This is a genomic window from Pseudoalteromonas sp. CH_XMU1449-3, from assembly GCF_037027245.1.
Classification (GTDB): Bacteria; Pseudomonadota; Gammaproteobacteria; order Enterobacterales; family Alteromonadaceae; genus Pseudoalteromonas; species Pseudoalteromonas shioyasakiensis.
Window position 1 is genome coordinate 52,881 of sequence record NZ_JAYMDY010000013.1, and the last position, 20,134, is coordinate 73,014.

Genomic DNA, 20,134 nt, shown 5'->3' on the forward strand with positions numbered 1-20,134 from the left:
AGCATGGCTTAAAATAGCTCGATATCCGTTTGTGAGGTCACATCTTCGGTCTCACTCGGCTCAGCCATTTTCTGTAAGCTCGCTAAAAGCTCACTACGCGATTCGATAATATGCTTTAGCTGAAACTTAATAAACGATAAATCTTCATTAAGTGAGGTAAAAAGCAATTGCGTTTGTTTTAATTGCTGCAAGTGAAATGCGACTTCGTCGCTGCCCGATAAACCACTTTGCTCAATAGACTTGTTTAGCTCATCAAGTTGGGCGGCAAATTTCTCTACAGCATGTTCACGCGAATCACTGTTTTGGTACATTTGATCAGATAACTCATTAAACGAGTTACCAATTTGCTGCGCCTGAGTCAGTGCCCGCTCATTGTTTTCCATATCTTGTACTTTGGCGTTAGTCACCTCAAGAATATGCGGGAATAGATCTTTATAACGACCATAAAGCTGGGCATCATCAAGTGGCATGTTTTTGATCAGCATCGACACTTTAGGGTAATTAATAATAGTGCGATGGCTAAAATCAACAAAGCGATTTGCATCACGGTGTTTTTCGAGCAGCTCTTGTTCAAGTGGACACACCCCGCCCTCAGCACTACAAAATATGCCTACATCTTGATACCAAAACGCCAGTACGACATCGAGCTCCATCGGATTAAAAAACTCAAACATATGCTCAGATAAGGCTTTGATATCGTGTGCATGATAGCTTTGCCCAACGTAGCGCATAATGCGACCCATATCCCCTGAATCTGTCATCGCGATTTCGGCAGTGATTTGCGCTCGCTCTACATCACTTTTAAGCTTTTTAGAGTGCTGACGATATTGATATAACACGCGAATACGTGCCATCAGTTCTTCAGCATTAAATGGTTTTACAATGTAGTCAGCTGCACCCGCGTTATAACCTTTTACACGGTCTGGTAGGTCAGCTTTACCCGATAAAAACATCACAGGCGTGTCTTTTGTTTGCGGGTTAGCTTTTAATTCGTTACATACCTCAAAGCCCGTTTTACCCGGCATTTCGATATCTAGTAAGATGATATCAGGGTTGTACTTTAACGCCTGTCTTAATCCTTCGTCGCCATTTTTAGCATGGATCAGTGTGCAAAAGCCCGATAGCGATTCCTCAATCACATGATGGATATATTTATCATCATCAATGGCTAATACAAGTTTTGACATGCTTAATTCCTATAAACTCTTTTTTAAGAAGGATAGTACGAGAGCGTGATTTTGCGAAGAAATATTAATAAAAAAAGCGCCTTACGGCGCTTTAGATCAACAAACTTTATTATGCAGCAATGCCGCTATGTCTAAGTAGTGCATCAACTTGTGGTTCGCGTCCACGGAACTTTTTAAATAGCTCCATTGGCTCTTCACTGCCCCCTTTCTCTAAAATGTTCTTTAAGAAAGCTTCGCCCGTTGCTGGGTTAAAGATGCCTTCTTCTTCAAATTTAGAAAACGCATCGGCCGAAAGTACTTCAGCCCACTTGTAAGAGTAATAACCTGCGCTGTAACCGCCCGCAAAAATGTGGCTAAAGCCATGCTGAAAGCGGTTAAATGCAGGCGCTTTAACAACGGCCGTTTTACTGCGCACATCATCAAGAGTTGCTTGAATGTTACATGGCTCACCCGCTTTGTACGTATGGTGAATAGTAAAATCAAACAACGAGAACTCAAGCTGACGCAGCATTTGCATACCTGATTGGAAGTTCTTCGCAGCTAGGAGTTTATCTAATAACTCTTTTGGTAACGGCTCATCTGTTTCGTAATGGCCCGAAATAAAGCTCAGCGCTTCTTCTTCATAGCACCAGTTTTCAAGGAACTGGCTTGGTAACTCAACCGCATCCCATGCAACACCGTTAATACCTGCAACTGGCGCAGCATCAACTTGTGTCAACATATGGTGAATACCATGACCAAACTCATGGAATAACGTAGTCACTTCGTTATGCGTAAACAAAGCAGGCTTATCACCCACAGCTTTATTAAAGTTACACACTAAATACGCAACAGGGGTTTGTAATTCGCCGTTTGCACGTACTTTTCGACCCATGCAGTCATCCATCCATGCGCCGCCACGCTTACGATCGCGAGCGTATAAATCTAGATAAAAACGGCCACGTAAAGTATTGCTACTATCGTAAATTTCGAAAAAACGTACATCAGGGTGGTAAGTATCAAACTCTGTGACTTCTTTTACGTTAATGCCAAATAAACGATTTACAGTAGTGAATAAACCACTTAAAACTTTATTAGCTGGGAAATATGGGCGCAGTACTTCATCAGAAATCGCGTATTTTTCTTGCTTAAGTTTTTCGCCGTAGTAAGCGTAGTCCCATGCAGCCAGCTCAGTCACACCGTGCTTATCTTTTGCGTAAGCTGTTAGCTCAGCAAGCTCTTGCTCAGCTTGAGGCTTAGACTTAGCAGCTAAATCTTCTAAGAATGAGAAAACTTGCTCTGGCGTTTCTGCCATTTTAGTCGCCAATGACATATCAGCGTAGCTGTTAAAGCCAAGTAACTCGGCAAGTTCATGACGAAGGGCAAGCTCTTCGCTCATAATGGCAGAGTTATCAAATTCACCGGCATTAGGCCCTTGATCAGAAGCACGCGTCACAAACGCAGTGTAAAACTCTTCACGTAACTCGCGGTTATCTGCGTAGGTCATAATGGGTAAGTAAGATGGAAAATCTAACGTGAATACCCAGCCATCTAGCTCTTTGCTTTTAGCTGTATCAGCACCCAGGGCTAATGCAGACTCTGGTAAACCAGCCAGTTCACTTTCATCTGTAATATGCTTTTGCCAAGCAAGTGTGGCATCCATCACATTATTACCAAACTTAGAGGCCAGCTCAGATAAACGCGCACTGATTTCGCCATAACGCTTTTGTTGCTCAGGCTTTAAAGCAATACCAGATAGCTCAAAATCGCGCAGTGCATTAGTAATGGTTTTTTGCTGGGCAATCGTTAGTGTTTTAAATTCGTCACTGTTGTGAAGCGCGTTGTAAGCATCGTATAAACCTTGATGCTGACCAACAAACGTTGAATACTCAGATAACAACGGCAAACATTGCTCATAGGCTTCACGTAGCTCGTCGTTATTAACGACAGAATTCATATGTGATACCGGTGAAAATAAGCGTGATAACTTGTCATCAGCTTCTTCAAGCGGAAGCACCAAATCATTCCATGTGTATGATTTAGTTGCCAGTACCTCATCTATTTTGGTACGACACTCAGCAATCGCTGCTTTTAATGCTGGCACTACGTGTGCTGGTTTAATTTTAGAAAACGGCGGAAGCCCTTCTAAACCAATGAGTGGGTTATTTTCTGCAATTGTCATTTTCGTTCTCAAATTTTATGCGAAGATGATTTTGAAGTTGGGGCGAATTGATGAAATACAAGGGGCTTAACCTTGGTCTTTATTATGCTATTATCAACTTATTACTAAATCGATTAATCAGGGCCTGTTTATCTTTCGAGGTTAAATTTGCAGCAGTGTGTTTGGTATTTAGGCAAGGCAGAGCCTATGTAGTGTGGTTGTTCCCCATAAATAGGCGATAACGCAGCATTAATGCCAAACACGCGCTGCCCTTCGGGTTCTTCCTAGGGGCGATTAACTCTTTGTTGCTCAATTTTTACTTAGTCCACTAGGTTACAAATCTCGCGCCGCGATTAAATCGCCCCTAGAGTGAACAACTTTTAATCCTGAAAGGTCAACAGGCCCTAGAAGAATTATCTATTTTTGAGGACAAACTATGGCTCAGCATTTTGATTACATTGCAATTGGTGGTGGTAGTGGCGGTATTGCCTCTGCAAACCGTGCAGCAATGCGTGGCGCAAAAGTCGCTCTTATTGAAGCAAAACACATGGGTGGCACCTGTGTAAACGTGGGTTGTGTTCCAAAGAAAGTTATGTGGCACGGCGCACAAATTGCTGAAGCAATTAACGCATATGCACCTGACTACGGCTTTGATGTTGAATTAAAAAGCTTTAGCTGGGCTAAATTAGTTGAAAGTCGCGAAGCGTATATTGGCCGTATTCACCAAGGTTACAACAAGTACTTATCTAGCAATGGTGTAACTGTAATCAATGGCTTTGCTAAGTTTGTTGATAACAAAACAGTTGAAGTAAACGGTGAGCTATACACGGCAGACCATATCCTTGTTGCTGTTGGTGGTCGCCCTACTATTCCTAACATCCCAGGCGCTGAGCTTGGCATTGATTCGAACGGCTTCTTTGAACTAGACGCACAGCCTAAGCGTGTTGCTGTGGTTGGTGCAGGCTACATTGCCGTTGAAATCGCAGGTGTACTTCATAGCCTTGGTACAGAAACACACTTGTTTGTTCGTAAAAACAAACCACTTCGTACTTTTGACCCATACATTGTTGATACGCTTGTCGAGATCATGGCGAAAGAAGGCCCGACTCTTCACACTGATTGCACACCTAAAGAAGTGGTTAAAGAAAGCGATGGTAGCTTAACAATTCACTTTGAAAATGGTCACAGCCAAAACGTTGATGAAGTTATTTGGGCTATTGGCCGTACACCTACAACTGACAAGATCAATCTTGCTGCGGCAGGTGTTGAAGTAACTGAAGGTGGTTACGTTAAAGTAGACGAATTCCAAAACACCACTGCTGAAAACGTGTACGCAGTTGGCGATATCATCGAAAACGGTATCGAACTTACGCCAGTAGCCGTTAAAGCGGGTCGTATTTTATCAGAGCGTTTATTCAATAAAGAATTACCTGATGATTTAAAAATGGATTACGAGCTAGTGCCTACAGTGGTATTCAGCCATCCACCAATCGGCACAATTGGTTTAACAGAGCAGCAAGCGATTGATCAATACGGCAGCGATAACGTTAAAGTATATAAATCAAGCTTTGCTGCAATGTACACAGCGGTTACTCAGCACCGTCAAGCATGTAACATGATGCTAGTGTGTGCAGGCGAAGACGAAAAAGTTGTTGGCTTACACGGCATTGGCTTTACCGTTGATGAAATGATCCAAGGCTTTGCAGTTGCAATGAAGATGGGCGCAAACAAGGCAGACTTTGATGCTGTTGTGGCTATTCACCCGACTGGCTCTGAAGAGTTTGTTACCATGAGATAAACTCGAGTTGCGAGTCAATTTTAAAACCTTGTGGTGCTGCCACAAGGTTTTTTTATGCCTATGATTACAAAGTGAGGGTGAGTTGTTAAACTCAGTTAAAAGAATAAAAACGTAAACTACTTTGCAATCAATCACTTTATTCCCTGTGCACCTTGTCCAGTGCATCTTTCTGTTTCAAATGTTATTTGGTGCATTATTAATTAATAGCCAAAAACAAAGTCGTTCCTTGGTGCTGCTGTTTGCGTTTCAAGGCTGTGTATGTGCCTTTAACCTGCTAGAAGGGTTAGGGTTTTCTAGTTACTTAATCACCCCTGCATTTACATTACTGTATGGGCCTATGATTTACTTTTTTACCTTGTCGATTACAGGTAAACAGCCCTTTAAAACATCACACTACGCGGTTCACTTAATTCCTGCGGCTATTTCCTTAGCCTTTACCCATTACACGCAAGCGATTATTTTACTTGGTTCGCTCAGTCAACTTGGCTACTTTTACTTTGCTTATTGCATTTTAAAGCGCTATCACAAACAACTTATGCATGCGCGATCAGATGCTGAGAGCCTTAAATTAAAGTGGCTGATCAAAGCATTATTTATTTTTGCCATTATTGTCATATTCGATTTGCTGCGCATGAATGCGCAACCAATTACTCCGCTCGATTTAAAGATGCACTGGTATTTATTAAACGAAATACTGTTACTGCTAATGTTTAGCTTTTTGTTGTTTCACACCATCAAAAATAGCTTTCAATTCGAGCCAGTCACATTGTCTGAAGAACCCGAAGCTGAACAAACTGATTCGTCTGACGAGCAACTTGCACAGCAAATTTTCTCAACCATTGATGACTTGATTATTAACGAATCGCTTTATCGACAACCTAGGCTCTCACTGAACGACTTAGCAAATCAAACTGGACTCGGTAGTAAAGAAATATCTTGGGCTATTAACAGCACAACGGGAAACAACTTTTGTGAGTACATCAACCAGCATAGAGTGAATGATGTTAAACGCGAAATAGAGCAAGACTCACCTCAAAAACTCAGCCTGATAGAGCTGGCATTTCAAGCTGGCTTTAATTCTAAATCGACGTTTAATGCCGTGTTTAAAAAAGAAACGGGATTAACACCGAGTCAATTTAAGAAGCAAACGCAAAATAATTAGCTCATAAAATAGACAAAAAACGTCCTAAATCCTGTTTTAGGACGCTTTTTTACAACCCAAACGCTAATTTAAACAAAAAACAGCTTTGAGACTCCTGATGAACAAGTCCTATTTTTTACTACTCACATTGTGCCTATTAATAAACTTTTCGGGTTTTGCGTTTGCAACGAATCACTCTTTAGAAGTAACGAATCAAGCCTTAAAAGTACAACCAAGTCGTGTTGGTGCAAGCGACCCAATCGCTTACTTTCAATCGAAAACAGCAGCAATAGAGTTTGCTAAACAACAAAACTGGGCTCAGGTGAATAAACTCACAGAAAAGCTCATTAATGAATATCAACATGATGGCGATACTTGGTATTTACTTGGTCTCAGTTATTTTCAATTGGCCGATTATCAAAATGCCAGCAATGCTTTGAAACGCGCACTTGCAATTGGAACTAGCTTAAAAGGCATTCCTAATGGGGCCAGTAACCCTAACGATTTAATGGTGAAAATTGCAGAGGCATATGCAGAGCTTAATAACCAACAGCAAGCCGAGTATTGGCTTAAAGAAGCACTGGCAGCAAGATGGGATGACCGCCCAACACTTGCTGGCACCAGCTTATTTAAATCTGGTATTAACCCTCACTTTGAAGGCTTTGCGCAATCAGCCAGTTATAAATCACTTGCAGGTAATGATTTAGATACTGAGCTCAATCGAGATCAAAAATGGCGCGCCGATTTAGCGTTTTTAGTCGCAGAGATTAAACGTTTACACGTGGCAATGTATCAAAACATGAGCTCACAACAGTTTGCAGAAAAAGTAGCTGAGATTGATAAATCGATTCCTGTTCTGACTGATCAGCAAATTGTTTTTCAGTTTATGGAGCTAATTGCATTGCTTGGCAATGGTCATAATCTATTGATCCCAGCATGGGGTAAAAAAGGCAACTTTCAGCAACTACCATTTCAGTTTTATCAATTTAGTGACGGTTTATATATCACCAAAGCTAGTAGCGATTACCAACAATATGTTGGCTATAAAGTTGAGGCATTTGCCGATACACCAGCCCAGCAAGCTCTTGAGTTAACTAAGCGTGTTAATGCTCGCGATAATGAAATGCAAACCCTTTGGCTAGGCCCATATTATTTAAGTTTGCTTAATGTGCTAAACGGGCTTGGCATTAGCAAAGGTAACGAGGTAACACTCACGCTCAGCTCACCAAAAGGCGCTATCACCACAATTACACCAGCGCTCAAATCAATGCAATTTGCAGGCTTTCCTAAGTTACCAAAACTTGCTGAACACCCTACGCTTAGATACTTAGCAAAAAACAATACGCCGTTTTGGAGCGAGCAAATCAAAACGAATAAATTACTGTATGTGCAATTCAATGATGTGCGTAATAGCAAAAATCTCACCCTTGCTGAATTTGCAATGCAGCTACAAGCACAAATCAAACACGATGGTATTGAGCATATGGTGCTAGACCTTCGCCATAACAGTGGTGGTAATGGCTCGCTCACCCCGCCTTTGGTGGCAACAGCCGCATTTTTTAAGGTATTAAAGCCACAAGGAAAGTTACTTTTATTAATTGGCCGCAATACGTTTTCGGCAGGTCATGATGTAGCAGTTAAGATAGCCAATATAGTGCCAGCGATTATTGTAGGTGAATCATCAGGCACCCGCCCTAATGTGGTAGGTGAAGCAGGCTGGTTTAACCTGCCATACAGTAAGCAAACAGGCCTTAATTCGAGCCAATTCCACCAGCAAAGCCGCGCAGAAGATCATCGTATTTGGTTAGCACCCGATATGCCAATTACGCTTTCTGCAAAAGACTACTTTGCAGGTGTCGACCCAGTAATGGATGCCGTTTTAACTATAACTAAGCAATAAACAGTGCTGGCATAAACCTTGTAACTGTTAATAAAGTAACCAGTTATAGCAACAATTTGCCCTTATTTACTGTGTAATTAAGCAATTATTACGCAGTAAACAAGGCATTTTTACAAGGAGGCACTGTGTCTAAGTCTGCAATTTTATATCGCATGGTAACCGATGAGCATATTTGCCCATTCGGTTTAAAATCAAAAGATTTATTAGAGCGTAATGGTTACGATGTTGATGATCGTCACTTAACCAATCGTGAGCAAACCGACGAATTCAAACAGCAGCATGATGTAAAAACCACACCACAAACCTTTATCAATGATAAACGCATTGGCGGTTACGATGATTTGCGCGACTTTTTTAATCTGCCCGAGGCAGGTCAGCAAGGTACTAGTTACACCCCTGTATTAGCGATTTTTGCAGTGACCATGTTACTAAGCTGCGGTTTTACTTATGCCAGCGGTGAAGCTTTATTTTCTATGCAAAATCTGATGCTGTTCGTGGCATTATCAATGGCGGTATTAGCGATACAAAAGCTGCAAGATTTATTCAGCTTTTCTAACTCATTTATTACCTATGACTTACTAGCCATGCGTGTCGTGCCCTATGCCTATGTCTATCCCTTTATCGAGGCGTATGTAGCGATTGGTATGGTGGCTGAATTACCCGCCTTAGCTGTAGCACCCTTTTCACTATTTATTGGTGGCATAGGTGCGGTATCGGTTATTAAAGCTGTGTATATCGATAAACGAGAGCTGAAATGCGCCTGTGTTGGTGGCGACAGTAATGTGCCGCTCGGCTTTATCTCACTGAGTGAGAACTTATTTATGATAGCCGCAGGTATATGGATGCTTATTACTTTTTAGCGTTTTATTAGTATTTAAAGTGGCTTAATTAAGTAATTAAGCCGCTTTAAACGAATGGTTAACCACCATTCCGTAAATCGCGCTCGAATTCACTTTCGGTTTTTACTGGATGACAGGTCGATTTAACCTCAGCCTTTTTGCTATCGTCATCATCGGTGCTAAAAATGGTATAGCTATAATCAGTTTCGAGTTCACCGCCTAAACACTCATGCTCAGCGTAAACCTCATTTGCAGAGCCATCTTTTACTGCCTGTGATGCACAGCCTGTAAACATTAAAAGCGCTATTAAAACTGTAAAAACTTTCATATCGTTATCCCCAAACTTACGTTTTTATTTTTACTGTAAGAAATAAGTTAACTATAAAGTACCTGTATTGGTACTGCTTTTATGTAAGTTTTTGTGTAAAGAGTAGGCAAACTGAAATAAGGCAGGTTAAGAGTTTAACCTGCCATAAGGTAGAACGAGCAAGTGGTTTTAAGCCGTACCACCCACCGTTAAGTTATCAATTTTAAGGCTAGGTTGACCCACTCCAACAGGAACGCTTTGGCCATCTTTACCACACACGCCAACACCTTTATCAAGCGCTAAGTCGTTACCTACCATCGAAATTTGCTGCATCACTTCTGGGCCATTACCAATCAGTGTTGCGCCTTTGATAGGTTGTGTGATTTTACCGTTTTCAATTAAGTAGGCTTCAGAAGCACTAAATACAAACTTACCCGACGTAATATCCACTTGGCCACCACCGAAGTTAGGAGCAAAGATACCTTTTTTCACTGAGCTGATGATATCGGCTTGGCTGTGCTCGCCACCTAGCATATAGGTGTTGGTCATACGTGGCATAGGTAAATGAGCGTACGATTCACGGCGCGCATTACCAGTAGGGTTTACACCCATCAAACGGGCATTTAGCTTATCTTGCATGTAGCCTTTTAGAATACCGTTTTCAATAAGCACGTTATACGCAGCTGGTGTCCCTTCGTCATCCACGTTCAATGAACCACGGCGATCAGCAATGGTGCCATCATCCACAACTGTGCACAGCTCAGATGCCACCTTTTGACCTACTTTACCGCTAAACGCCGATGCGCCTTTACGGTTAAAGTCACCTTCTAGGCCATGGCCTACAGCTTCGTGTAGTAACACACCCGGCCAACCTGCGCCTAGCACAACTTCCATACTACCAGCAGGTGCATCGATTGCTTCTAGGTTTACTTTTGCTTGGCGAACAGCTTCTTCAGCGTATTCCATCCAACGCGGTTTGCCATCGACTAATTCTTTAAAATAGCCATAATCTAAACGCGCACCGCCCCCTGCACCACCGCGCTCACGACGGCCGTTCTTCTCAAGTAACACTGAGCAATTTAAGCGAATAAGCGGGCGAATATCGGTGGCAAAGGTGCCATCACTTGCAGCAATTAACACTTCTTCATAAACCGCCGACATTGAGCTGATCACTTGCTCAGCATCCGGCGCTAATTGACGAATATAGTTTTCAAGTTCACGTAACAGGCTTACTTTGTCATCGTTGCTCATGCTTTGAATTGGTTGATGCGGTGCATACTGCTCTTTAGCAGCAACATCACTGAATACTTGAATCGTTTTGTTTTCGCCAGCATTGGCAATGCTGCGCGCTGCTGTTGCGGCTTTGTTTAACGCTTCAAGGTTAATCGCATCTGAGTATGAAAAACCGGTTTTTTCACCGCTAACAGCACGCACACCCACACCACGCTCAACGTTGTATGAGCCTTCTTTTACTAAACCGTCTTCAAGCACCCAAGATTCGTGGTGACTCGATTGAAAATACAGATCGGCATAGTCCACTTGGTGCTGATGAATAAAAGCGAGCGTTTTTTCTAATTCTTCTCTCGTTAGTTGGCTGTCATGTAATAAATGCTGTTCAACCGTGTTCATAATAAATGCTCTCTAAATCGTTGCTGAGACTGCACAGGCATGTCTTGGCGAATTGTATTCAAGCGGTTTAAATCAAGCTCATGGCTGATAAACCCGGTACCAGAGGCAAGCTCACTGAGCGTTTCTCCCCATGGTGAAATAATAATGCTGTGGCCATACGTGTGGCGGCCATTCTCGTGCTCGCCCCACTGTGCTGCGGCAACCACATAACATTGTGTTTCGATTGCACGCGCAGCTAATAAAATATGCCAATGAGCAGCGCCGGTAACTGTGGTAAAGGCACTGGGCACTAAAATAAGCTCAGCCCCTTGGCGCTGCATGGCGGTGAATAAGCCACTAAAACGTAGATCATAACATACTGCTAAGCCAATTTTACCAAATGGCGAGTCGACCACCACAATATCCTTGCCTGCTTGCGTCGCATCAGACTCTCGGTAACTGCGCGTAGTGTCGGCAACATCTACATCAAATAAATGAATTTTATTGTACTGCGCAACCACATCGCCTTGGTTATTAAATAAAAACGAGGCAGCTAAATACTTACCATTTTGCTGTGAAACAGGCAGGGTGCCAGCAGCTAACCAAATATCATGTTGCTTACATAAATCGGCAAGCTTCGCTTTATATGACTCACTTTGCAGACCTAATTCATAACTTGCTTGGCTTTGCTTACTAAAGATCAAAAAGCTTTCGGGTAAACACACTAGCAATGGCCGAGTTGCAGGAAGGGTTGATAATGTCTGTGCTAAAAAAGCGAGGTTTTGCTCAGCATTCATGCTTGAGCACATTTGCACTGCAACAACCTGTGGGTGAGGGTTAGCCTTCATTGTTATCTAAACTCGCTGAAGATGCGGCATCTTTTAATTTTAGTTGTGTCGACGACTGCGGCTGGCTTTGCGCAGCTTGCGGTAACGTCACTTCACGGCTCTTACGATCCACTTCTTTCACAACTGGGTCATTCATACTACCTGTTACTTTAAAGTTGATCTCTGAGATCACCCGCGCCGAGTGAATCACCTTATCGATTGCCAGCGCTGCCAGACCACTTACAGGGTTAACCATCCATGCCACAATCACTGGAATACTCGACGTCACCTGTGGTGCAACCGCTAGGTCGTAATCAATTTCAAAGGTGTTTAAATTAGTATGGCCTTTAATCGTTAGATCGGCAGGCACACCATCAAGCTTGGTATCTTGAGTGTAAGCTATGCCCTTTTCTAGCTGCATGGTGCCTTGCATGCTGTTATAGAAAAAGCCTTTCGAGAATACATCTCTAAAATCCAGTTTCAGCTTACGCACTAACGAATCTAAACTCAGTAAAGAGAATACTCGCGCACCACCATCACTTATTTCTGCAAGGTGCCCTTCACCTAAACGCCAATCTAATTCACCAGCTAAACTTGGTACATCAAAGCTATAAGGTGCGCCTTGCCAAGCAAGATCAAACTTAATATTGGCATCTGAATCTTTGACTGTGGTGGTGATATCAAACTCATCAAATAACTCGCCAATGTCGTCACTTTGTAAGTTACCGCTAAAGCGTGTTTGCCCATCAGCAAATTGCCCTTTACCACGTAATACGTGATCGCCTTTGTCGATGACCAGCTCAGTGAACAAGAGTTTATCGTTCTCCCCAACTAAGCTGCTTTTAATTTTATCGAGCTGATACTCAGCCACTTTACAATCTTCACAGTTAAACTCGATGGCTGGGACTCGGGTTAACCAGCTTAAATCTTCTGGTTCAGCGTCTTGCTCTGTTTGCTCTGTGGCTTCGTTAAAATTAATACGCAGGTAGTCTGTAAAAATTTGAATTGGTCTGCGTGTCTCACCTGTTGGAATAAGCGCATCGGCACGTAATTCTTTAGCATTTAGCTTTAACTCTAAATCTGATTGCTTTGGTGCTAAGCGAAATTCAAAATCATTAAAGTCGATATTGTGTAGTGCCAGTTTATTAAATTTACCCGTTACGTTATTGAACGCCGGCATCACACTTGGCGCATCTGACTTAACTTTGGTAAGCGCAATAATCTGATCAATTAAGCCAAACCAAGGCACTATTTCAGTTTCTGGTAAATCGATAGATACTGCAAAACCTTCACGATTAAGCCCTAAATCTTGTGCTCCCAAAATTAAATGGGCATTACTAAATTTCTTTTCGCTGTTATCTAAAATCGCATTAAAGAATAACTGCTCATCGATATTCGCGGTGATCAAGTTAGAAATACGGTCGCCCTGTACCACTGCGGTTAATGGCCATTTCTGCTCTGCGCTTTTGTTATAAGGTGCAGGCAGCTGGCTAGTCACACCGATTAAATTACCACTCACATCGGCGCGGTAATTAAAGTCATTCGGTAAAAAGTTAAGCGACACATTAATATCTACATCACTTTGGCCGCTTAAGTAACCGGCCAGTAAACCATGAGCTTGTTCAATTAAAGGCTCAGCTTCAAGGCCCAGCTTTACCGCAATTTCGGCGCGATAGGTATCAGCCACATTTTCACTGTTGTAGTTGGCTGTAAGTGGCATGCCCATCCAATCTGCTTTGGCATTTTTTAAGTCGATTTTATCGTTATTAAACTTAACAATACCGGTCATATGGTTAAGGGTGATACCTGGCTGTGCAAGGTAAACTGGAATATTAGCTAACTCAACTTCACCAATCGCATCAACATGACCCGAACGTAAATTTACTAACAGCTCAATATCGGCCGTCGCTTCGCCTTGCGGTTGCACAACTTCAAAAACACTCGCCAAAGGCTTAGCAAGCGGAGTTGCTGTAAAGAACGGATTAAGCTTATCGCCATGAGCACGTTTATTAATGGCAACTTTTAGAATTTCTGCATTCATTAAATCAGCAATACTGACATGAACACTCTCCCCTAGAGAGAGGTTAACCAGCTTGCCCGACTTACTATAGATATCCATACGCTCATTTTCGAAATGTAAAATGACGTTAGCATCTTCAACTTCAGGCCAGCTTGGTGAAAACTTATATTTAGCGTTTTCAACATTCGCTAACACTTCAAATTGACCTTGCTGCTCTTTAAACGGGAACCCTTTAAATGGCCCCGAGTACAGCACTTGAGCTTTATTGACTTCACCGCCCTTAATTGCGCCATTAAGGTAATTAACTAGCTTTTCGCTCATCACAGGTAACGGGAAATAATGCCCAGCGACTTTGGCATCAGGGGCATAGGCTTCGGCATATAAATCTAACCGCGGTTCATCGGTCAGGCTTAGCATCATCTCAGCAGCCACAGTTACTTCGTCGTTATCAAGCCAGATATTATCGCTACTGATACGCCAGCCATCATCGTAATGGTGAAGGTCGAGTTCTACATTTAATTGATTGTAGGCAATATCTTGGCTAAAGCTGCTGTTCGTTAGCAGTTGATTGTTCTCGCCATATAGCTGAATTCGCCCAGCTGATTGATTAATTAAGCCATCAACACGAATCGCCTGACCACCTGGAATGCCCTGCAGCGACAGCCAATTAATTTGTTCGCCCTGAAACCAAAGTTGCCAGTTATCTTGCTGACCTAACTCAAGATAGGCATCACTTAACTGACCATTGGGTTGACGGGCTAAAAACGGGGCAAGTACTTCAAAGTTACTTAACTGCGATAACTTTGCCAGTAATGCAAAATCAAATTGCTTTAACCAAATTTGGCTTTTATCGCCAAGTTGAGCTTCAAACTGTAAGGTTGGCCATTGTTTTAAGTCACTTTCAAAGGTGAGTCCGGTGCTTTTTAAGCGCCAGCCATTTTGCTTTGGAAATAAATGAAAACCACCTTCACTTAAACTAATTTGGTGCGCTTCTTGGTTTTGTTGCCAGTTAATGAAACTCGGTAGCCACTGCACTTTTACATCGCTGATCAGGCCTTTTTCAAGACTAAACCAGGTTTGTAAATTGATGTCTGAAGTAAGTTGCTGCTTGTCGGTATTAATATATTGCGCCAGCCACTTAGATACATCAACGTTAGCTGCTTGCACATAGATATCGCCAGCCATGGTTTCAAGAGTCGAACCATTCAGCGCCATGCGAGCGTCAAAGCTACCAACAGAAATTCCCGGTAAGGCTAATGTGCCTGAGCCTTGATGTTGCTCTGGGGTATTTTGCCAGACAATATTTTCAAGGATCAGTTTGCGCTCTTTACCATCATTGAGGGTAAAATTAAGGCTACTGTCTTGCACCGCAAAGTGACCAGTTTCACCAAGGAATAAGCCTTCAATTAGCTCTTTTTGCTCAAAGTTGCTGGTTTGCTGGTTATTTCCCAAATCAAGCATAGTGGGTAAATCAACATCAGCATGAAAACCATTGATCACAAAATAGTTCGATTTAAGCTGACGGGTTTTTACTGATTCCCATAAGTTAACTTCAAGGCTCGCTTTATCAATGGTGAGGGCAATCGGTGAGGTCTGGTTATCTTCAAAAGAAATATCTTCGATGACTAAGGCAGGGCCTTGCCCATGCCAACTGGCTGAAATTGAGCCAATCGCTAAATTTACATCAAAGCGTTCGTACAAAAACGCTTCAATGTCGTCTTTATAGTCATTCGCGTATGGTAGTGAATACTTTACCACAGAGACAATAACGGCCAGCAGTACGAGAGTAATAGCAAATACTTGCCATAACTTACGTAAACAATAAAAGCAGACCGTTTTTGCCTTCATTACATCATTACCACATCAAACTGTTCTTGGTTATATAAACTCTCTGTTTGAATACTGACTTGCTTACCGATAAATAGTTCCAGCTCAGCAAGGTTATGATACTCATCGTTGATCAATGCTTCGCTTACTGAAGGAGCTGCGTAAACCATAAACTTATCAGCTGCATAAGCACGGTTTACCCTAACGATTTCACGCAAGATTTCGTAGCAAACCGTTTCTACAGTTTTTTGCGAGCCGCGCCCTGAACACGCTGGACACACATCACAAAGAATGTGCTCTAAGCTTTCGCGGGTACGTTTGCGGGTCATCTCTACTAAGCCTAGTGCAGATAAGCCATTTATGTTGGCTTTTGCACGATCTTTTGCAAGCGCAGACTCAAGTGAATGCAAGACTCGGCGTTTATGCTCATCACTAACCATATCGATAAAGTCGATGATAATGATGCCGCCTAAATTACGTAAACGTAGCTGACGAGCAATTGCTGAGGTTGCTTCGATATTAGTATTAAAAATAGTTTCTTCGAGGTTACGATGGCCAACAAACGCACCGGTATTCACATCAACGGTTGTCATCGCTTCGGTTTGGTCGATAATTAAATAACCACCCGATTTAAGCTCAACTTTACGATGCAGTGCTTTTTGGATCTCGGTTTCAACATCGAATAAATCGAAAATAGGTCGCTCACCCGGGTAGTATTCTAATGCTCCCGATAACAGCGGCACAAATTCTTCAGTAAATTCTTTAAGCTCTTGATAGGTTAATTTTGAGTCAACACGAATACGCTCCATGTCTTCACCTACGTAGTCACGTAGAGTACGAAACGCCAGTGTTAAATCTTCATGCAAGATACTTTCTTTACTGGTTTTTTTGCGCTTAGTGACGATTTTTTGCCACAGTTTTTTTAAGAATTCCGCATCGTGACGTAGCTCAGCTTCCGACGCCCCTTCTGCTGCGGTACGAACAATAAAGCTGCCGTCATCATCACCATATTCGGCAACAATTTTCTTTAAACGCGAACGCTCTTCTTCGGTTTCAATGCGCTGGCTTACCCCTACGTGTGTTGCATCTGGCATAAACACTAAATAACGAGAAGGAATAGTGATATCAGTTGTTAAGCGCGCGCCCTTGGTACCTAACGGGTCTTTAACCACTTGCACCATGATATGTTGGCCTTGACGCACAAGCTCACGAATATCTTGTACTTTTTTTATTGGCTGCTCATCGACGCCTTCTACAATTGAGGCACTGTTTACAATATCTGATGCATGTAAAAAGGCGGCTTTCTCTAAGCCAATATCGACAAACGCAGCCTGCATACCCGGTAGTACGCGGCTGATTTTACCTAAGTAAATATTGCCCACAATCCCAAGGTTGCCAATACGCTCTAGTTGGATTTCTTGCAGTACGCCATTTTCGATAAGCGCAACGCGACTTTCGCTCGGTGTAACGTTGATCAGTAATTCGGTGCTCATGTTACCCTCTTAAAAATTCGTTTAATAACTGCTCTGTCTCATATAAAGGTAAGCCGACAACTGCAAAATAGCTACCCGAAAGGTGACTAACAAAGCGACCACCTAAGCCTTGAATGCCATAACCACCGGCTTTATCTTGCGGCTCACCACTATGCCAATAAGCATCAATTTCAGTATCGCTGAGCGGTTTAAATGTAACATCGGTGACAACAAGGCAGCTTTTTACTTGCTCACTATCAGCAATTGCCACAGCCGTCATCACTTGATGAGTACGGCCAGATAAGCGCTTCATGGTGGCGGTAAAATCAGCTTGGTCTAGCGGCTTACCAAGTGCGGTATCATCAATGACAACCACGGTATCGCTGCCAAGTACTGGGCGGTCAGTGTAACCCATAGCAACGCCCGATTGCGCCTTGAGTCTAGCAAGACGCTCTACATAGTCGCGCGGGGCTTCGTTTGGGAATTGGCTTTCATCAGCATCAACGCTAAATTGAGAAAACTCAACGCCAAGTTGGCTGAGCAACTCTTTTCGGCGCGGTGATGCAGACGCCAAATAAATTGCGGTTTGCATTATCTAATCCTGAAATGACGGCGATATTTACGCAAAATTAAGAATATCCACCACCAACAAAGCATGCCGGTTAGTACTGGCCACATATAATGCGGGCTAAAATAAACGCCCATTAAAAAGTGGTTAAGCCAAAATTGCATGAGGTGGTAAAGCGTTAAAAACAAAGCAATTAAAATGCTTTGCTGCCATAAAGAAAAGTTTCTAATTTTTTGGAAGTTACTCGCAGTGATAAATATACACACTGAATAAGTCAGTGAGTTCACACCGAGTGGCGAGCCTGATGCAAGGTCCATTAATAAACCAACCACCCAAGCTGTGCCAATATTTAAACGGTGTGGCACCGCTAACGACCAATACATTAATACCATTAACACCCAGTCTGGGCGGTATGGTTCAAACGAAATCGGTAACGGCATTAATGCCATTACCAATGCAAAGAAGATACTGATAGCAATCAGCAAAAAGTGACGACTATTCATTGCTGATGCTCTCCTGCTGATTACGCCACAGCACAACCAATAAGCGAATACGGTCAAGTTGTGCAATTGGCTCAGCATAAACCTGCGCAAAAGGACGCCCTTCATCACGGTTAATTTCGGTCACCACTGCAACCGGATAACCTTCTGGGAAAGTGCCACCTAGGCCAGACGTAACCAAGATATCGCCAATGCGAACATCAAGGCTATGTGGTACATGCGAAAGTTTTACCACGTTGATTTTGCCAATCCCCTCAACCACGGTACGCACATCGTTACGTAAAATACGCACAGGTGTGGCATGAGTTGTATCGGTCATCAGTAGTACGCGCGAGGTAGTTGAACCCACTTGAGTGATTTGCCCCACTACCCCCATTTCGTCAATCACAGCTTGGCCTTCGCTTAGGCCATCCGTTGTACCACGGTTAATAACCACTTGGTGGCTATACGGGTTTGAATGAACAGAGAGCACTTGTGCAATAATTTTACGATTTGATTGCTTAGCCGATGAACCGAGTAAAGCGCGTAACTTATCATTTTCACGAGATAAAAATTGCAGTTGTTGTAGTTGTTCGCTTTGTAGTAACTGCTTCTTTTTTAACGCTTCGTTTTCGGTTAAAAGCTGTTCGCGGGTATGAAGGTTTTTCGCGCCAATACTAAATAACTCATAGGGCAAGTTGGCAAGGTAAATAAGTGGGCTAACCAAAGTGTTTAGGCTGGTGCGGATTGTTGTACCACCTTGAGTGTAGCGATCGCCCACGATCAGCACGACACTCAAAAGCACTGCGACAAAAAGTCGCAGTTGCAAAGAGATGGTACGACCAAAAAGTAACTTCATTAGTCGTAGCTAAATACGTCACCACCGTGCATATCAATCATTTCTAGTGCCTTACCGCCGCCACGCGCAACACAGGTTAAAGGATCATCAGCAACCACAACTGGAATACCAGTTTCTTCCATTAATAGACGGTCTAAGTCTTTTAGTAATGCACCACCACCGGTTAATACCATACCGTGTGCAGAGATATCAGACGCAAGCTCTGGTGGAGATTGCTCTAATGCAACCATTACCGCGCTTACAATACCCATTAATGGCTCTTGCAGTGCTTCTAAGATTTCGTGTGAGTTAAGCGTGAATGAACGCGGTACACCTTCAGCAAGGTTACGACCACGTACTTCAATTTCAATAGGCTCGTCTGTTTTGAAAGCTGAACCGATTTGGTGCTTGATGTTTTCAGCTGTCGCTTCACCAATTAAGCTACCGAAGTTACGACGTACATAGTTGATGATAGCTTCATCAAATTTGTCACCACCAATGCGTACAGATGAAGAGTAAACCACACCATTTAAAGAAATAATGGCAACTTCAGTTGTACCACCACCGATATCAACAACCATTGAACCGGTTGCTTCAGACACTGGTAAGCCAGCACCGATAGCCGCAGCCATTGGCTCTTCGATTAGGTACACTTCACGAGCACCGGCACCCATAGCAGACTCACGAATAGCACGTTTTTCTACTTGCGTTGCACCACAAGGCACACAAATAAGTACACGTGGGCTTGGGCGCATAAAGTTGTTGTTATGCACTTGCTTGATGAAGTGTTGCAGCATTTTTTCAGTAACGTAGAAATCAGCAATAACGCCGTCTTTCATTGGACGAATTGCTTTAATGTTACCCGGTGTACGACCTAACATTTGCTTAGCTTCGGTACCTACAGATGCTACGCTCTTAGGGCCACCAGCACGCTCTTGACGAATAGCAACAACTGAAGGTTCGTTTAATACGATACCTTCTTCTTTTACATAAATTAGGGTATTGGCTGTACCCAAGTCGATCGATAGATCGTTTGAAAAAATACCACGGAGTTTTTTAAACATGAGGCTGGATGACCTTTGAAAATTCGTTCTTATACTAGCTGCTCTCACTCTATCATGCTAATCATGAAAAAGCGCAACTGCTTTAATTAAAATGCTAAAAAAGGAAGCATCCATTGCTT

Annotated in this window: 15 protein-coding genes; 4 read left to right on the top strand and 11 right to left on the bottom strand. The window is 42.7% G+C overall.

The window, feature by feature from the left end; translation table 11 throughout:
* Positions 1–8: 8 nt before the first annotated feature.
* Both WA256_RS15715 and prlC read right to left on the bottom strand, forming a co-directional pair.
* Positions 9–1,187, bottom strand: a complete 1,179-nt coding sequence (locus WA256_RS15715; protein WP_335992592.1) for a response regulator — start codon at positions 1,185–1,187, stop codon at positions 9–11.
* 109 nt (positions 1,188–1,296) lie between these two features.
* Positions 1,297–3,348 carry an oligopeptidase A gene (prlC, locus tag WA256_RS15720; protein WP_335992593.1) on the bottom strand — a complete coding sequence of 684 codons (2,052 nt, stop codon included), beginning with the start codon at positions 3,346–3,348 and terminating at the stop codon, positions 1,297–1,299.
* 415 nt (positions 3,349–3,763) lie between these two features.
* On the opposite strand from prlC, the gene gorA reads away from it, so the two are divergent.
* The 4 genes from gorA to WA256_RS15740 all read left to right on the top strand — a co-directional run bounded on the left by gorA (position 3,764) and on the right by WA256_RS15740 (position 9,026).
* Positions 3,764–5,125, top strand: a complete 1,362-nt coding sequence (gorA, locus tag WA256_RS15725; RefSeq protein WP_335992594.1) for a glutathione-disulfide reductase — start codon at positions 3,764–3,766, stop codon at positions 5,123–5,125.
* Between the two features lie 121 nt (positions 5,126–5,246).
* Entirely contained in the window at positions 5,247–6,287 is a 1,041-nt protein-coding gene (locus tag WA256_RS15730) for a helix-turn-helix domain-containing protein (RefSeq protein WP_335992595.1), read from the top strand.
* Between the two features lie 97 nt (positions 6,288–6,384).
* Positions 6,385–8,166 carry a hypothetical protein gene (locus tag WA256_RS15735; protein WP_335992596.1) on the top strand — a complete coding sequence of 594 codons (1,782 nt, stop codon included), beginning with the start codon at positions 6,385–6,387 and terminating at the stop codon, positions 8,164–8,166.
* Between the two features lie 125 nt (positions 8,167–8,291).
* Positions 8,292–9,026 carry a glutaredoxin family protein gene (locus WA256_RS15740; RefSeq protein WP_335992597.1) on the top strand — a complete coding sequence of 245 codons (735 nt, stop codon included), beginning with the start codon at positions 8,292–8,294 and terminating at the stop codon, positions 9,024–9,026.
* A 58-nt stretch (positions 9,027–9,084) separates the two neighbouring features.
* Here WA256_RS15740 and WA256_RS15745 read toward each other — a convergent pair whose 3' ends face one another.
* The 9 genes from WA256_RS15745 to WA256_RS15785 form a co-directional block, all read right to left on the bottom strand.
* Entirely contained in the window at positions 9,085–9,333 is a 249-nt protein-coding gene (locus WA256_RS15745; RefSeq protein ID WP_335992598.1) for a hypothetical protein, read from the bottom strand.
* A 168-nt stretch (positions 9,334–9,501) separates the two neighbouring features.
* A complete protein-coding gene (tldD, locus tag WA256_RS15750; RefSeq protein WP_055021391.1) occupies positions 9,502–10,941 on the bottom strand; it encodes a metalloprotease TldD in 1,440 nt (479 codons plus the stop codon).
* Entirely contained in the window at positions 10,938–11,768 is an 831-nt protein-coding gene (locus WA256_RS15755; RefSeq protein WP_335992599.1) for a carbon-nitrogen hydrolase family protein, read from the bottom strand. Before WA256_RS15755 ends, tldD begins: the two co-directional genes overlap by 4 nt.
* Complete coding sequence (locus WA256_RS15760; protein ID WP_335992600.1) at positions 11,758–15,615, bottom strand: YhdP family protein; 3,858 nt, start codon at positions 15,613–15,615, stop codon at positions 11,758–11,760. Before WA256_RS15760 ends, WA256_RS15755 begins: the two co-directional genes overlap by 11 nt.
* Positions 15,615–17,087, bottom strand: a complete 1,473-nt coding sequence (gene rng / locus WA256_RS15765) for a ribonuclease G (RefSeq protein WP_054563357.1) — start codon at positions 17,085–17,087, stop codon at positions 15,615–15,617. The genes WA256_RS15760 and rng overlap by 1 nt, the downstream gene beginning before the upstream one ends.
* Position 17,088: 1 nt before the next feature.
* Positions 17,089–17,658, bottom strand: coding sequence for a Maf family protein (locus WA256_RS15770; protein ID WP_304637520.1), 570 nt, complete (start codon positions 17,656–17,658; stop codon positions 17,089–17,091).
* Positions 17,658–18,137: a rod shape-determining protein MreD gene (gene mreD / locus WA256_RS15775; RefSeq protein ID WP_058583828.1), complete on the bottom strand. Its 480-nt coding sequence runs from the start codon at positions 18,135–18,137 to the stop codon at positions 17,658–17,660. The genes WA256_RS15770 and mreD overlap by 1 nt, the downstream gene beginning before the upstream one ends.
* On the bottom strand, positions 18,130–18,972 hold the full coding sequence (gene mreC / locus WA256_RS15780; RefSeq protein ID WP_054552786.1) for a rod shape-determining protein MreC: 843 nt from the start codon (positions 18,970–18,972) through the stop codon (positions 18,130–18,132). Before mreC ends, mreD begins: the two co-directional genes overlap by 8 nt.
* Positions 18,972–20,015, bottom strand: coding sequence for a rod shape-determining protein (locus WA256_RS15785; protein WP_054552787.1), 1,044 nt, complete (start codon positions 20,013–20,015; stop codon positions 18,972–18,974). Before WA256_RS15785 ends, mreC begins: the two co-directional genes overlap by 1 nt.
* Positions 20,016–20,134 lie beyond the last annotated feature (119 nt).

Bases quoted from the DNA above. Each gene is read 5' to 3' on its own strand.
- tldD (WP_055021391.1), bottom strand. From the start codon at position 10,941: ATGAACACGGTTGAACAGCATTTATTACATGACAGCCAACTAACGAGA.
- WA256_RS15715 (WP_335992592.1), bottom strand. From the start codon at position 1,187: ATGTCAAAACTTGTATTAGCCATTGATGATGATAAATATATCCATCAT.
- WA256_RS15785 (WP_054552787.1), bottom strand. From the start codon at position 20,015: ATGTTTAAAAAACTCCGTGGTATTTTTTCAAACGATCTATCGATCGAC.
- WA256_RS15735 (WP_335992596.1), top strand. From the start codon at position 6,385: ATGAACAAGTCCTATTTTTTACTACTCACATTGTGCCTATTAATAAAC.
- WA256_RS15745 (WP_335992598.1), bottom strand. From the start codon at position 9,333: ATGAAAGTTTTTACAGTTTTAATAGCGCTTTTAATGTTTACAGGCTGT.
- rng (WP_054563357.1), bottom strand. From the start codon at position 17,087: ATGAGCACCGAATTACTGATCAACGTTACACCGAGCGAAAGTCGCGTT.
- mreD (WP_058583828.1), bottom strand. From the start codon at position 18,137: ATGAATAGTCGTCACTTTTTGCTGATTGCTATCAGTATCTTCTTTGCA.
- WA256_RS15770 (WP_304637520.1), bottom strand. From the start codon at position 17,658: ATGCAAACCGCAATTTATTTGGCGTCTGCATCACCGCGCCGAAAAGAG.
- WA256_RS15760 (WP_335992600.1), bottom strand. From the start codon at position 15,615: ATGAAGGCAAAAACGGTCTGCTTTTATTGTTTACGTAAGTTATGGCAA.
- gorA (WP_335992594.1), top strand. From the start codon at position 3,764: ATGGCTCAGCATTTTGATTACATTGCAATTGGTGGTGGTAGTGGCGGT.
- mreC (WP_054552786.1), bottom strand. From the start codon at position 18,972: ATGAAGTTACTTTTTGGTCGTACCATCTCTTTGCAACTGCGACTTTTT.
- WA256_RS15755 (WP_335992599.1), bottom strand. From the start codon at position 11,768: ATGAAGGCTAACCCTCACCCACAGGTTGTTGCAGTGCAAATGTGCTCA.
- prlC (WP_335992593.1), bottom strand. From the start codon at position 3,348: ATGACAATTGCAGAAAATAACCCACTCATTGGTTTAGAAGGGCTTCCG.